Source organism: Streptomyces sp. CMB-StM0423 (genome assembly GCF_002847285.1).
Classification (GTDB): domain Bacteria; phylum Actinomycetota; class Actinomycetes; order Streptomycetales; family Streptomycetaceae; genus Streptomyces.
The window spans coordinates 6983471-6997931 of the sequence record NZ_CP025407.1 but is presented as its reverse complement, the minus strand read 5'-3'; the positions used below and the strand labels follow the sequence as shown (position 1 = coordinate 6997931).

Here is a 14461-nt window from a genome sequence, read left to right as displayed (position 1 = left end):
CTGGAGGGCTGAGCCCGGACACGGCGACGGGCGGGCCCGTCGCTGGGCCCGCCCGGTCGATGCCGTACCGCTACTTCTTCTTGCCGGACTCGTCTCCCGGCTCCTCCGCGGCGCCGTCCGCGGTGGCCGCGCCCTCGGCGCCGCCGTCCGCGTCCGCCGCGGCGTCATCCGCGTCATCCGCGTTATCCGCGCCGGAGGCACCCGCCGGTCCTTCGCCGTCCTCCTCCAGCAGCCGGGAGAGCTGACTGCCGAGGATCCGCCGGAACTTGCGCTGCTGCGGCCGGTTGCGGTCGAGGACCGCGACCTCCAACTGCTTCGACGTCAGCTCCCGCTCGCCGCCGTTGTTGTCCCGCGCCAGCGACTCCGCCGCCAGCTTCAGCCCCTCCGCCAGCGTCAGGCCCTCGCGGTGCCGCTGGTCGAGATAGCTGCTGATCTGATCGGAATTGCCGCCGACCGCGACCGAACCGTGCTCGTCGACGATCGAACCGTCATGCGGCAGCCGGAAGATCTGGTCGTCGGCGGGGGTCTCCCCCACCTCCGCGACGATCAGTTCCACCTCGTACGGCTTCTCCGCGCCGCTGGAGAAGATCGTGCCCAGAGTCTGCGCGTAGACGTTCGCCAGGCCGCGGGCGGTGACGTCCTCGCGGTCGTAGGTGTAACCGCGCAGATCGGCGTAACGGACGCCGCCGATGCGCAGGTTCTCGAACTCGTTGTACTTGCCGACCGCCGCGAAGGCGATCCTGTCGTAGATCTCGCTGACCTTGTGCAGGGCCCGGGACGGGTTCTCGGCGACGAACAGGATGCCGTCGCTGTACTGCAGCACGACCACGCTGCGGCCGCGCGCGATGCCTTTGCGGGCGTACTCCGCGCGGTCCGCCATGGCCTGCTGGGGTGAGACATAGAACGGTGTCGACACCGGCTTATCCGTCCCTCTCTGCTCGTGGAGACATCTCGTGGGGCCGCGCGCCCGCTAGAGCACGGACGCGCGCGGGCCGTCGGGCTGCTCCAGCCGGCCCTCGACCACCAGGCGGGCGATCTCGGAGACCTCGGCGTCGGGCAGCCGGCGGAAGCCCTCGTCGGTGATGGACGTGACGATGGGGAAGATACGGCGGGTCAGGTCCGGCCCGCCGGTGGCGGAGTCGTCATCCGCCGCGTCGTACAGCGCCTGGACGACGACGGTGGCGGCCTGCGCCTCCGTCAGCTCGTCGGTGTACAGCTTCTTCAGCGCACCGCGCGCGAACACCGACCCGGACCCCACGGAGGCGAAACGCCGCTCCTCGGTCCTGCCGCCGGTCACGTCGTACGAGAAGATGCGGCCCTTCTCCCGCGCCGGGTCCCACCCGGCGAAGAGCGGCAGCACGGCCAGACCCTGCATGGCCATGCCCAGATTGGACCGGATCATCGTGGACAGCCGGTTGGCCTTGCCCTCCAGGGAGAGCTGGGCGCCCTCGACCTTCTCGAAGTGCTCCAGCTCCAACTGGAAGAGCCGCACCATCTCGACCGCGACGCCCGCGGTGCCGGCGATGCCGATGGCGGAGTACTCGTCGGCGGGGAAGACCTTCTCGATGTCACGCTGAGCGATCATGTTCCCCATCGTGGCCCGCCGGTCACCGGCGAGGACGACCCCGCCGGGGAAGGTCAGCGCCACGATGGTGGTGCCGTGCGGCGCCTCGACGGCACCCTTCACGGGCGGCAGCTCCCGGTTCCCCGGCAGCGCCGCGGGAGCGTGCTCACCCAGGAAGTCCATAAACGAGGACGAGCCCGGCGTGAGGAAGGCAGCCGGCAGTCGCCCTGCGCCACGGATGTTGGCTTCCACGCGAATCCTTCCGGGGGTACGGCGGCCCGCCCCCACGGGCCGAGCCGGTGACTTGCGCTGGGCACGGACCTTACCCGTGCCGCTGCCGGGCGTCCGCCCGGGTGCTTCCCGGACGGACGCCCGGGACGGCTACTCGCCGCCCTTCTGCACGAAGGACCTCACGAAGTCCTCGGCGTTCTCTTCGAGCACGTCGTCGATTTCGTCGAGGACCGAGTCCACGTCCTCCGACAGCTTCTCCTGCCGTTCCTTCAGGTCCTCGGAGACCTCGGCGTCCTGCGCCTGCTCCTCGACCTCTTCCTGGGAGCGCGTGGCCTTCTGCTGACCACCGCCGGTGTCCTTGGTCGCCATTTCCCTCACCCCGCTCGGTGTCGCCCGATGGTCCTGACTGCGTCGCCCTGCAAGATCCGACCCTACAAGCTGGGCCCGACATCGGCCCGGTGCTCTCTCAACGCTCGGAGGCCACCCGGATGATTCCCCTCCGCGCCACCTTTAGCCCGGTCCGTCCCGGATCAGCCGCCCGAGAGGACCCGTACCAGCTCCTCCGCCGTGCGGCAGCGGTCCAGCAGTTCCTTGACATGGTTGCGGGTACCCCGCAGGGGTTCCAGGGTGGGGACCCGCTGGAGGGAGTCGCGTCCGGGGAGGTCGAAGATGACCGAGTCCCAGGAGGCGGCGGCGACGTCGTCCGCGTACTGTTCGAGGCAGCGGCCGCGGAAGTACGCCCTGGTGTCCTCCGGCGGGTTCTTCACGGCCCGCAGGACCTCGTCCTCGGTCAGGAGCCGCTTGAGGCGGCCGCGGGCCGCCAGCCGGTTGTACAGGCCCTTCTCCGGGCGTACGTCGGCGTACTGCAGGTCGACCAGCGCGAGGCGGGCCGCGTCCCAGTCCAGGGTGTCGCGGCGGCGGTAGCCCTCCAGCAGCTCCCGCTTGGCCAGCCAGTCCAGCTCGCCGGACAGGCTCATGGGGTCGGCTTCCAGCCGGTTGAGGGTGTCCTCCCAGCGGGTGAGCACGTCCTTTGTCTGCTCGTCCGCGTCCGCGCCGAAGCGCTCCTCGACGTATTTACGCGCCAGCTCGCAGTACTCCATCTGGAGCTGTACGGCCGTGAGCGTGCGGCCGCTGCGCAGCACGACCTGGTGGCGCAGCGTGGGGTCGTGCGAGACCTGGTGCAGCGTGCGCACGGGCTGTTCCACGGCCAGGTCGACCGCGATGAAGTTGTCCTCGATCATCGACAGCACCAGGGCGGTGGTGCCGAGCTTCAGGTAGGTGGAGATTTCCGAGAGGTTCGCGTCGCCGATGATGACGTGGAGTCTGCGGTATTTCTCGGCATCCGCGTGGGGCTCGTCGCGGGTGTTGATGATGGGGCGTTTGAGGGTGGTTTCCAGGCCGACCTCGACTTCGAAGTAGTCGGCGCGCTGGCTGATCTGGAAGCCGTGTTCGTTGCCGTCCTGGCCGATGCCGACGCGGCCGGCGCCGGTGAAGACCTGGCGGGAGACGAAGAAGGGCGTGAGGTGGCGCACGATGTCCGAGAAGGGGGTTTCCCGCTTCATCAGGTAGTTCTCGTGGCAGCCGTAGGAGGCGCCCTTGTTGTCGGTGTTGTTCTTGTAGAGAAGGATGGGCTGCGCGCCGGGCAGTTGTCCCGCGCGTTCGGCGGCTTCTGCCATGATGCGCTCGCCGGCCTTGTCCCAGAGCACGGCGTCGCGGGGGTTGGTGACCTCGGGGGCGCTGTACTCGGGGTGGGCGTGGTCGACATAGAGCCGGGCGCCGTTGGTGAGGATGACGTTGGCGAGGCCGATGTCCTCGTCGGTCAACTGGCTGGAGTCGGCGGCCTCACGGGCGAGGTCGAAGCCGCGGGCGTCCCGCAGCGGGTTCTCCTCCTCGAAGTCCCACCGGGCGCGGCGCGCCCGGTGCATCGCCGCCGCGTAGGCGTTGACGACTTGGGACGAGGTGAGCATGGCATTGGCGTTGGGATGGCCCGGGACGGAGATTCCGTACTCCGTCTCGATGCCCATTACTCGCCGTACGGTCATGCGGCCCTCCTTGCCCGGTACCGTCCGCAGCCCTGGACGGAACTCAAGTACCGCTGCGTCTGCGGCACGTGTGGTCCCCGCGGCGGCGATGCGCTGCGCTGCGCGCCGGTACGGAAGAGCCTAGAACGCCTTGGCGGCAGTGGGGAGATCATTACAGTCTTTGCTCCGGTCGGTTTGCACCCGTGGAAATACGTGTCCGGCTGCGGGCGGCCGTGTGGTGCCCCCCGCAGCCGGATCGCCGCATTTACAGGTACTGACCGGTGTTGGCCACCGTGTCGATCGACCGGCCGGTGTCCGCGCCCTGCTTTCCGGTGACGAGGGTGCGGATGAACACGATCCGCTCGCCCTTCTTTCCGGAGATACGGGCCCAGTCGTCGGGGTTGGTCGTGTTGGGCAGGTCCTCGTTCTCCTTGAACTCGTCGACGCACGCGGCGAGGAGGTGGGAGACGCGCAGGCCCTTCTGGTTCTGGTCGAGGAACGCCTTGATGGCCATCTTCTTGGCACGGTCCACGATGTTCTCGATCATTGCGCCGGAGTTGAAGTCCTTGAAGTAGAGGACTTCCTTGTCGCCGTTGGCGTACGTGACTTCGAGGAACCTGTTCTCCTCGGACTCCGCGTACATCTGCTCGACGACGGACTGGATCATCGCGTCGACGGTGGCCTCGGCGGACTCGCCGTGCTCCGACATGTCCTCGGCGTGCAGCGGCAGCGTCCGGGTGAGGTACTTGGAGAAGATGTCCTTGGCGGCCTCGGCGTCCGGGCGCTCGATCTTGATCTTCACGTCGAGCCGGCCGGGGCGCAGGATCGCGGGGTCGATCATGTCCTCGCGGTTGGAGGCGCCGATGACGATGACGTTCTCCAGGCCCTCGACGCCGTCGATCTCGGAGAGGAGCTGCGGGACGATGGTGTTCTCCACGTCCGAGCTGACGCCGGAGCCGCGGGTGCGGAAGAGGGAGTCCATCTCGTCGAAGAAGACGATGACGGGGGTGCCCTCGCTGGCCTTCTCGCGGGCCCGCTGGAAGACCAGGCGGATGTGCCGCTCGGTCTCGCCGACGTACTTGTTGAGCAGCTCGGGGCCCTTGATGTTGAGGAAGTAGCTCTTGCCGGCGGGGCGGCCGGTGTGTTCCGCGACCTTCTTGGCGAGGGAGTTGGCGACCGCCTTGGCGATCAGCGTCTTGCCGCAGCCGGGCGGGCCGTAGAGCAGCACGCCCTTGGGGGGCCGCAGCTCGTGCTCCTTGAAGAGGTCGGGGTGGAGGTACGGCAGCTCGACGGCGTCCCTGATCAGCTCGATCTGGTTGCCCAGGCCGCCGATCTTGGTGTAGTCGATGTCCGGGACCTCTTCGAGGACCAGCTCTTCGACCTCGCTCTTGGGGATGACCTCGTAGACGTACCCGGAGCGGGGCTCCAGGAGCAGGGCGTCGCCGGCGCGGATGGTGGTGTGCAGCAGCGGCTCGGCGAGCCGTACCACCTTCTCCTCGTCGGTGTGCCCCATCACCAGGGCGCGCTCGCCGTCCTCCAGGATCTCCTTCAGGGTGACGATGTCACCGGAGCGCTCGAACGCCATGGCCTCGACCACGTTCAGCGCCTCGTTGAGCATCAGCTCCTGGCCGCGGCGCAGCTCGTCGAGCTCCACGCTGGGGCTGACGTTCACCCGCAGCTTGCGGCCGCCGGTGAAGATGTCCGCCGTGCTGTCGTCGTTGGCCTCAAGGAAGACTCCGAAGCCGGCGGGCGGCTGGGCCAGCCGGTCGACTTCTTCTTTCAGGGCGACGATCTGGTCCCGGGCCTCACGGAGAGTACTGGCCAGGCGCTCGTTCTGCGCGGACACTCCGGCGAGGTTGGTCTGCAACTCGACGATGCGTTCTTCGAGGATCCTCGTGTGACGCGGCGAGTCGGCGAGCTTTCGTCGCAGGACGGCGATCTCCTGCTCAAGGTAGGCGACCTGACCGGCAGGGTCTTCGGACCCTCGACCCGGCCGGATGCCGCGGTTGGTGTCGTCGTCGTGGGCTGCCACGGTCCTCACCTCCTCCAAGGGGAGCTGGACGCTTCCTGACCCTACCTGGCCGCGTCCCACTTGAAACCCCTAGATCACAAAGACGGTCGGGGTGCATCCGATCTTCACCCGTGCGCCCGTCCTCACGCCAGGCAAATACCCATCCAGCAACATCGGAAAGCAGCCATTTGTTTCGTCTACAACGCTCAACACCCGCCAAGGGTGCCTGGAATTGCAGCGGAACGGCGAACGCCTCCCCTCCGGTTCCGGGAACCGGCGGGAAGGCGATGTGGGAGGGGGTGCCGCGGCGGGGTCAGACCTGGGTGCCGGGAACGGGCTCCGCGGTGAGGCGGAAGCGGTCGTTCTCCCACGTCCAGGTCACGTTGCGCTGCTTGTCCGGCTTGCTGCGGGGGACGTCGGGCGAGGAGTAGCCGAGGAGGGTGGCCGAAATCTCGTTTTCGCGGACAGCGAATTCCCCGACGCTCATGCCCTCGGCGGGATCGACGAGAGTTGCGGTCACGCGCGGTGACCGGCCGGTCTCGGTCGCGGACAGGACGTACATCCCGCTGGGCGGGGTGCCGGCGGCGGCGCGGCAGCGCACCACGGCGACGGTCTCGGCGCGGCCGTCGGCGTCGAAGTCGGCGGAGCCCTTCTTGAAGACCTCGGGCTCGGTGCCGGCGCATTCGACCGGATAGTGGGCGGCGCTCGCGTCGGGCCCGGGGGCGGGTCTGCCGCCGTGGTCGCCCTTGCCGTCGTTGCCGGCGGCGACGGACGGGGGTTTGATGAGCGCCGCGAGGGCGATGACGGCGGCCATGGCGGCCGCCGTCGCGATCCAGTGCACCGCGCGCGGGTGCGTGTGCGGGAGGTCGGCGCCGGGCAGAGGCTGCACGGGTGAGGCTCCTGGGAGGGCTGGGAGGGCCGTGGGGAGGCCAGCATGGTGTCACACACCGGCCGCCCGCGGAACGACCCCTGCCGCTTCGGTGCCCCTTCAGTCCCCCGCGGCGGCCCGCTGGCCGCCGGGGCCGGTGTAATCCTCCCCGTACGCCCCCTTCGCGGGCCTGCGGCGGCGCAGCGGCGGCTCGACGCCGTCGGCGAGCCTGCGGGCGGTGAGCAGGAAGCCGGTGTGGCCGATCATGCGGTGGTCCGGGCGTACGGCCAGGCCCTCCACGTGCCAGTTGCGCAGCATCGTCTCCCACGCCTGCGGCTCGTTGAAGTTGCCGTGTTCGCGGATGGACTCCACGGTGCGGGCGAGCTGGGTGGTGGTGGCGACGTACGCGCAGACGATGCCGCCGGGCACCAGGGCCTTGGCGACCGCGTCCAGGCACTCCCAGGGCGCGAGCATGTCCAGGATGACGCGGTCGACGTCGGTGTCGGAGAGGTTGTCCTGGAGGTCGCCGACGGTGAGCTGCCAGGCGGGGTGCGGGCCGCCGAAGTAGCGCTCGACGTTCTGCCGGGCGACGTCGGCGAAGTCCGCGCGGCGCTCGTACGAGTGGAGCATGCCGCTGTCGCCGACGGCGCGCAGCAGGAAGCTGGTCAGCGACCCTGAGCCGACGCCCGCCTCGACCACGCGCGCGCCCGGGAAGACGTCGGCGAACGCGAGGATCTGGCCGGCGTCCTTGGGGTAGACGACGGCCGCTCCGCGCGGCATGGACAGGACGTAGTCGGGGAGCAGGGGGCGCAGCGCGAGATACGGGACGTTGCCCGTGGTGCGCACGACGGTTCCCTCGGGGGCGTCGATCAGCTCGTCGTGCGGGAAGGAGCCCTTGTGGGTGTGGAAGGACTTCCCGGCTTCGAGCGTGAACGTGTAGTGGCGGCCCTTGGGGTCGGTGAGCTGTACCTGGTCCCCGACCTGGAAGGGCCCGCGGCGGCGGGCGGCACCGGTCGGCTCGGACATGCCGCTCACCCTACCGCCGGGGGTGATCAGGACTGCGGCCGGGCCATGGCGGCGACGAAGGCGCGCTCGACGTCGGAGGTGGCGAGGACCCCGTAGATGTGGCCGGTCTCCTCCACCACGAGGTACTCGCTGTGGGGGCTCTCGCGCAGGTGCTCCAGCAGTTGTTCGCCGGTCAGCTCGGCGGAGAGCTTCATCTCGTCCGTGAGGTCCTGGGAGAGCGAGCTGACGGCCACCCAGGGGCGGCGGTGGGCGGGGGTCTGGGCGATGGCCGAGCCGCGTACGACGCCGGTGGGATTCCCGCGGCCGTCGACGACGACCAGGGCGCGGGCGCCGGCTGCCTCGGCCCGGCGCAGCGCCTCGGACAGCGGGGTGTCGGCGGTGACGGGGGCCGCCCGGCGGGTGAGGGCGCGGGCGCGCAGCTCGGGCAGCCGCTCGCGCAGCCGGGCCATGCGCAGGCTGTTCCCGGCGCCGGTCCAGATGATCGCGGCGAGGATCGCGGCCAGCAGGGCGTCGGTGACGGTGTCGACGCTGCCGGGGTCGGAGGCGCGTGAGTGGGTGAAGAGCGGCAGGCCGATGAGCGTGGCCACGGCCAGCGCGCGGCCCACCCAGGCGGCGACGACCGTGCCGGTCATGGGCTTGCCGCTGACCTTCCAGACGGCGGCGCGCAGCATCCGGCCGCCGTCCAGCGGCAGGCCGGGCAGCAGGTTGAAGATGGCCACGATGAGGTTGGAGATCGTGAGGGCGGCGAGGAGCACCGCGGGCACGGTGTCCTCCTCGACGAGCTGGAGGGCGCCGTAGAAGCCGCCGGCGAGGACCAGGGAGAGCAGCGGCCCGGCGAAGGCGAGCCAGAACTCGCGGCCGGGCGTCTCGGACTCCTTCTCGATCTCCGAGACGCCGCCGAAGAACTGCAACTGGATGCGGCGTACGGGCAGCTTGTAGTGCAGGGCGACGCGGGTGTGTGCCAGCTCGTGGACGAGCACGGAGGCGTAGAACGCGACGGCGAAGAAGAGCGCGATCACGTACCGCAGGGCGCCGAGCTCGGGCAGGATCCGTTCGAGCTGGCCGCCGAAGACCCAGGTGATGAGGGCGGCGACGAGGAACCAGCTCGGGGCGACGTACACGGGCACGCCGAAGGGGCGGCCCATGAGGATGCCGCCGCCGCGGCCGGGCCGATCGCCCCTGCGCTCCTCGCTCACGACTTCCACTCCTGCCCGCTCGCGGTGCCCGTCTTCCTGCCCGCCGGTCCGGCCTGCATCGTATGCCGCCGGATGTCGGTCCCGGGCCCTAGGGTCGTACACCATGAGTACCCGCACCGACACCGGGAACCACCCCGCGGACCCCGTACCGCCGCCGCCCGAGGGGGACGGCGGGCCGGACGCGCCGCGGGCCCCGGCGCCGCCCCAGGCGCTGTCTCCCTCCCGCGCGGCGGACTTCATGACCTGCCCGCTGATGTACCGCTTCCGGGTGATCGACAGGCTGCCGGAGAAGCCGCGCGCCTCCGCGGCCCGCGGGACCCTGGTGCACGCGGTCCTGGAGCGGCTGTTCGACGATCCTGCCGCCGAGCGTACGCCGCCGCGGGCGCGATCGCTGGTGGCGCCGGCCTGGGAGCGGCTGCTCGCGGACCGGCCGGAGCTGGCGGAGCTGTTCACGGACGGTGACGAAGATGGGGCCGGGGCCAGGGCCGGGAGCGCGGACGGGGCCGCGGACGGGACCGGGAGCGGGGCCGGGGACGGCGGGGAGACCGGCGCGGCCGGGGCCGCGGAGCGGCTGGCGGAGTGGCTGGCCGGGGCCGAGCGGCTCGTCGAGCGGTGGTTCACGCTGGAGGACCCGGCGCATCTGGAGCCCGCCGAGCGGGAGCTGTTCGTGGAGACCGTGCTGGCCTCCGGGCTGAAGCTGCGCGGCGTCATCGACCGGGTGGACGTGGCGCCGACGGGCGAGGTCCGCGTCGTGGACTACAAGACGGGCAAGGCGCCCCCGCCGGAGTACGCGGCGGACGCCCTCTTCCAGATCAAGTTCTACGCGCTGGTGCTGTGGCGGCTGCGCGGCAGTGTCCCGCGCCGGCTGCAGTTGGTCTACCTGGGCAGCGGCGACGTGCTGACGTACGACCCGGACGAGGCCGACCTGAGCGGCGTGGAGCGCAAGGTGCTCGCCCTGTGGCAGGCGATCCGGCGGGCGACGGAGAGCGGCGACTGGCGGCCCCGGCCGGGCCGGCTGTGCGGCTGGTGCGACTTCAAGGACTCCTGCCCGGCCTTCGGCGGCACCCCGCCCCCGTATCCGCTGACCGGCGTCGATCTCGGGCTGCCGCAGCCCCGCCCGGCCGGGGACGGGGACGGTGCGCAGGGCAGAATGGACACCGCCTGACAGTTCGGTCCGGCCGAGGAAGAGGAGACCCTGTGGCCATCCGCGTCCTGCTCGTCGACGACCAGCCGTTGCTGCGCACCGGCTTCCGCATGATCCTGGAGGCAGAGCAGGACATCGCCGTGGTCGGCGAGGCCGGCGACGGGCTGCAGGCGCTCGACCAGGTCCGGGCGCTGCAGCCGGACGTGGTGCTGATGGACATCCGGATGCCGCGCATGGACGGGGTGGAGGCCACCCGGCAGATCACCGGCGCGGGCCGGGACGGGCCCGCGAAGGTGCTGGTCCTGACCACCTTCGACCTCGACGAGTACGTGGTGGAGGCGCTGCGCGCGGGGGCCAGCGGCTTTCTGCTGAAGGACGCGCCGGCCGGCGAGCTGGTGCAGGCGATCCGCGTGGTGGCCGCCGGGGACGCGATGCTGGCCCCGAGCATCACCAAGCGGCTGCTCGACAAGTTCGCGACCAAGCTGCCGACGGGAGAGCAGGACGTGCCGGACACCCTGGACACGCTCACCGAGCGCGAGGTAGAGGTGCTGAAGCTGGTCGCCCGCGGACTGTCGAACGCGGAGATCGCCGCCGACCTGTTCGTGAGCGAGACGACCGTGAAGACCCACGTGGGCCACGTGCTGACCAAGCTGAGCCTGCGCGACCGGGTGCAGGCCGCGGTGTACGCGTACGAGAGCGGGCTGGTGCGCCCGGGCGGGTCCTGAGCCGCGTACCGGGAGCCCTTGCCTGCGCGGGGCTCCCGGCCGCGTACCCCGGGTCAGCGCGGGCGGGTCACTCCGAGCCCTTCGAGATCTCCCAGAAGCGGAAGACCGTCGAGGCGTCGAGCGTCCACTCCAGGCCGAGGATGTTCTCCCGCGCGGCGGCGTACTGCTTGCCCTGCCACAGCGGTATCACCGGCAGTTGGTCGGCGACGATGTCCTGCAGCTCGCCGTAGGCGTCCACCGTGGCCGTACGCTCCGACTGCCCGGCGGCCGCCGGTATCAGCTCGCTGGTGATCCGGCCCGGGTTGTAGTTGTTGGCCAGCACGTTGCCCTCGCCGAAGAACGGCGCGGTGAAGTTGTCCGGGTCCGGGTAGTCCGGCACCCAGCCCTTGACGTAGACGCCGTACGAGCCCTTCTCGACGCCCTTCTCGAACTCGTCCAGCGGCACGGACTTCACGTCGGCCTGGAACAGGCCGCTGTCGTTGAGCTGCTTGGCGATCAGCTCGAAGGACGGCACCGTGCCGGGGCCGTAGCGCTCGGGCGTGGCGTACAGCGTCACGCGGACCTTCTCGTCGATGCCCGCCTCGCGCAGCGCCTGCTCGGCCCTGGAGGGGTCGGGGCGATCGCCGTAGGTGTCGTAGAAGGCGGTGTTGTGGCCGGTGATGCCGGCCGGGACGATCGAGTACAGCTCCTCGGCGGTGCCCTCGTAGACCTCGCGGACGAGCGCGTTGCGGTCGATGAGGTACGCGAACGCCTTGCGCACGGCGGGGTTGCCCGCGACCGGGTCGTTCATGTTGAAGACCAGGTGCTGCACCTCGGCGCTGGTGCCCTCGACGAGCTGGATCTTCTGGCCGGCGCCTGCCTGGTCCTGCAGCTCGGCGATGTCCTTCATCGCCAGGCCGCGGTAGGCCAGGTCGATGTCGCCGCTCTCCAGGTCCTCCTTCAGCTTGTCGTCGCCGCCGGAGTCGTCGCCGTAGAGCTTCAGCGTCATCCCGGAGTTCTGCACCTTGGCGGTGCCCTTGTAGCCGGAGTTGACGGAGAACTTGGCCTCCTTGTCCTCCTGGTAGTCGTCCAGCTTGTACGGGCCGGAACCGATCGCCTTGTCGTCGTCGCGCAGCTTGCCCTTCGGGTAGGACTCGCTGTCGACGATCGAGCCGGCACCGGAGGCGATCTTCATGGGGAAGGTCGCGTCGGGGTAGTCCAGCCGGAACGTCACGGTCAGCTCGTCGGGCGTCTCGATCCTGCCGATCGAGTCGAGCATGACGGCGGGTCCCGCGGGGTCGTCGATGCCGATGGTGCGCTCGAAGGAGAACTTCACGTCCTCGGAGGTGAGTTCGGAGCCGTTGGAGAACTTCAGCCCGTCCTGCAGCTTGCAGGTGTAGATGCGGCTGTCGGCGTCCTCGAAGGTGCACTCCTTCGCCGCCTCGGGTTCGGGCTCCGTGGACCCCTTGGGGAAGCTCAGCAGGGACTGGAAGACGTTGTTGAACACCAGCCAGGAGCCGGGGTCGTAGCCCGCCGCGGGGTCGATGGCGGTGACCTCGTCGGTCATCCCCATCACGACCGCGTCGCCGGAGCCGGCCCCCGATCCGGAGTCCGAGCCGCAGCCGGCGGCGAGCAGCACGGTGGCCATGGCGGCGCCGAGGGGTGGGGCGAGCCGCTGGACAGCCTTCTTCACGTGTGTGGGTTCCTTCACTCGGGTCGGTTCTCTGCCCGGCGCGGCACCGCCGGAGGCCCCTACTCGCTCAGCCCGCGCCGCAGCTCCCAGAGCTGCAGCGTCGACGACGAGTTGAGCGCCCACTCCGCCCCCGTGACGGTGTCGCGCGCCGCGATGTACTGCTTGCCCTGCCAGAGCGGGAGGTACGGGACGTCACTGGCGAGGACGTCCTGTATCCGCTCGAAGCTGTCCGTCGTGCGCTCCCGCTGTGCTTCCTGGCGGGTCCGCGGGATCAGGTCCTCGATGACGGAGCTGTCGTAGTTGTTGAAGGTGAAGTTCTCCTCGCCGACGAACGGCCCGGTGAACGTGTCGGGGTCGGGGAAGTCGGGATACCAGTGCAGGCCGTAGACGGCGTACCGATTCTCCGCGTAGTTCTTCTTGTACGTCTCCCAGGTGTCGCCCTTGATGTCGGCGTCGAACAGGCCGGACCTGTTGAGCTGGTCGCGCAGCTCCTCGAACTCGGCCTTCGTCGTCTCGCCGTAGTGGTCGGTGGAGTAGTTCAGGGTCAGCTTCACGGGCGTGTCGACGCCCGCCTCCCGCAGCAGTTCGCGGGCGCCGTCGGCGTCCGGACGGTCGCCGTAGGCGTCGTGGAACGCGGTGTTGTGGCCGATGATGCCGCGCGGGATCATCGCGTACAGCGGGTCGACGGTGCGCTGGTAGACGTCGCGTGCGAGCTTCGTCCTGTCGATCACCTCGGCCGCTGCCTGGCGTACGGCCCGGTCCTTCACGGTCGGGTTCTCGACGTCGAAGACGAGGTAGGCGATCTCCGCGCCCGGCGTCTCGAAGAGGCTGACGTCGCCGTCGGCGCCCTCGTCGAGGCGGTTGATCTGCCCGGGCTTCAGGCTGCGGCCCATCACGTCGATGTCGCCGCCGGCGATGGCGTCCTCCATGCTCTTGGAGGTGTCGAAGTAGCGGACCTCGACCGCGTCGTTCTGCGGCTCGACCTCGCCCTTGTAGTCGCCGTTGCCGGTGTAGACGGCCTTGGTGGCGACGTCGTCGTCGTGCTCCACCTTCAGGCTGTACGGGCCGGAGCCGGCGATCTCGAAGCCCTCGTAGAGCTTGTCCTTCTCGTAGACCTCGCTGTCGACGATGGCCGCGGCGGGGGTGGCGAGCTTGAGGGGGAACGTCGCGTCGGGCGTCTTGAGGTGGAAGACCACGGTCAGCTCGTCCGGAGTCTCCACCGTGTCGACGTTGGCGAGCAGCGGGAACGGGCCGTTGGGGTTCTTGATCTTCAGCATCCGCTCGACGGAGAACTTGACGTCCTCGGCGGTGAGGTCGTGGCCGTTGGTGAACGTCAGGCCGTCGCGGAGCGTGCAGCGGTACTGCTCGCTGAGCCGGTCGGCGAAGACGCACTGCTCGGCGGCGTCCGGCTCGGGCTCCGAGCCCGTACGCGGCATCCGCATCAGTGTCTGGAAGGTGTTCTGCAGGACGTTCCAGGAGTTGATGTCGTACGCCGTGGCGGGGTCGAGCGGAGCCGGGTTCTCCTTCGTAAGCTCCAGCCTGTCGGTCGTACCCACCACGATCGCGTCGTCGTCCCCGCCGGAGTCGCCCACCACGCCGCAGGAGGTGACGACCGGGGCGAGCACACCCAGCAGCGCGGGCAGCACCAACGACTTACGAATCATGGTCGACTTTCTCCCTCAGGCGTCCCCGGAGAGATTAGCCGGAGCACCCAGCCGGGCTGGGTGGCAGGGAAGTTGAGAAGGAATCACATGCCGATTACGCCCGGCGTCTTTCCGATAACCGGACGCGGGAACAATGGCCGCGAACCTCCATCAAACCGGGCACATGGAGGCACCTCGGGAGGCCCTCACGACCCGCCAAGCACAGCTCCGTACCCCTGTCGAGAGCTGTGCGCGTGAGAAAGCTCACCCTGTCGAATCCGCGCCCCGTAGCGGCAATGGGGTAACGGCTTTCGTCACGCAAAATACATGAACCACTGCGCGGAGTTTCCCCACCGCTTT

The 14461-nt window shown here is 69.8% G+C and carries 12 protein-coding genes; 2 read left to right on the top strand and 10 right to left on the bottom strand.

What is annotated here, in order from left to right; all coding sequences use genetic code 11:
- Positions 1 to 70: 70 nt before the first annotated feature.
- The 8 genes from prcA to CXR04_RS30400 form a co-directional block, all read right to left on the bottom strand.
- The gene (prcA, locus tag CXR04_RS30435; protein WP_101425421.1) at positions 71 to 916 is read right to left on the bottom strand and encodes a proteasome subunit alpha; all 846 of its coding nucleotides are present in this window, start codon (positions 914 to 916) and stop codon (positions 71 to 73) included.
- 54 nt (positions 917 to 970) lie between these two features.
- Positions 971 to 1816 (bottom strand): proteasome subunit beta, encoded by an 846-nt coding sequence (prcB, locus tag CXR04_RS30430; RefSeq protein WP_101425420.1) that lies wholly within the window; start codon positions 1814 to 1816, stop codon positions 971 to 973.
- Positions 1817 to 1945: 129 nt separating this feature from the next.
- The gene (locus tag CXR04_RS30425; RefSeq protein ID WP_018836875.1) at positions 1946 to 2164 is read right to left on the bottom strand and encodes a ubiquitin-like protein Pup; all 219 of its coding nucleotides are present in this window, start codon (positions 2162 to 2164) and stop codon (positions 1946 to 1948) included.
- Between the two features lie 161 nt (positions 2165 to 2325).
- Positions 2326 to 3837 carry a depupylase/deamidase Dop gene (dop, locus tag CXR04_RS30420; protein ID WP_199850562.1) on the bottom strand — a complete coding sequence of 504 codons (1512 nt, stop codon included), beginning with the start codon at positions 3835 to 3837 and terminating at the stop codon, positions 2326 to 2328.
- A gap of 244 nt (positions 3838 to 4081) precedes the next feature.
- Positions 4082 to 5848, bottom strand: coding sequence for a proteasome ATPase (arc, locus tag CXR04_RS30415; RefSeq protein ID WP_101425418.1), 1767 nt, complete (start codon positions 5846 to 5848; stop codon positions 4082 to 4084).
- A gap of 292 nt (positions 5849 to 6140) precedes the next feature.
- On the bottom strand, positions 6141 to 6716 hold the full coding sequence (locus tag CXR04_RS30410; RefSeq protein WP_101425417.1) for a hypothetical protein: 576 nt from the start codon (positions 6714 to 6716) through the stop codon (positions 6141 to 6143).
- Positions 6717 to 6815: 99 nt separating this feature from the next.
- Positions 6816 to 7721, bottom strand: coding sequence for a tRNA (adenine-N1)-methyltransferase (locus tag CXR04_RS30405; RefSeq protein ID WP_101425416.1), 906 nt, complete (start codon positions 7719 to 7721; stop codon positions 6816 to 6818).
- A gap of 26 nt (positions 7722 to 7747) precedes the next feature.
- Positions 7748 to 8866, bottom strand: a complete 1119-nt coding sequence (locus CXR04_RS30400; protein WP_234380836.1) for a site-2 protease family protein — start codon at positions 8864 to 8866, stop codon at positions 7748 to 7750.
- A 154-nt stretch (positions 8867 to 9020) separates the two neighbouring features.
- Between CXR04_RS30400 and CXR04_RS30395 the strand changes: the two genes are divergently transcribed.
- Both CXR04_RS30395 and CXR04_RS30390 read left to right on the top strand, forming a co-directional pair.
- Positions 9021 to 10082 carry a RecB family exonuclease gene (locus CXR04_RS30395; protein ID WP_101425414.1) on the top strand — a complete coding sequence of 354 codons (1062 nt, stop codon included), beginning with the start codon at positions 9021 to 9023 and terminating at the stop codon, positions 10080 to 10082.
- A 32-nt stretch (positions 10083 to 10114) separates the two neighbouring features.
- Positions 10115 to 10786 carry a response regulator gene (locus CXR04_RS30390; RefSeq protein WP_018836882.1) on the top strand — a complete coding sequence of 224 codons (672 nt, stop codon included), beginning with the start codon at positions 10115 to 10117 and terminating at the stop codon, positions 10784 to 10786.
- Between the two features lie 67 nt (positions 10787 to 10853).
- On the opposite strand, the gene CXR04_RS30385 is transcribed toward CXR04_RS30390, so the two are convergent.
- Both CXR04_RS30385 and CXR04_RS30380 read right to left on the bottom strand, forming a co-directional pair.
- Complete coding sequence (locus CXR04_RS30385) at positions 10854 to 12458, bottom strand: ABC transporter substrate-binding protein (RefSeq protein ID WP_101425413.1); 1605 nt, start codon at positions 12456 to 12458, stop codon at positions 10854 to 10856.
- Between the two features lie 59 nt (positions 12459 to 12517).
- Positions 12518 to 14122 (bottom strand): ABC transporter substrate-binding protein, encoded by a 1605-nt coding sequence (locus CXR04_RS30380; RefSeq protein WP_199850561.1) that lies wholly within the window; start codon positions 14120 to 14122, stop codon positions 12518 to 12520.
- Positions 14123 to 14461: the final 339 nt, after the last annotated feature.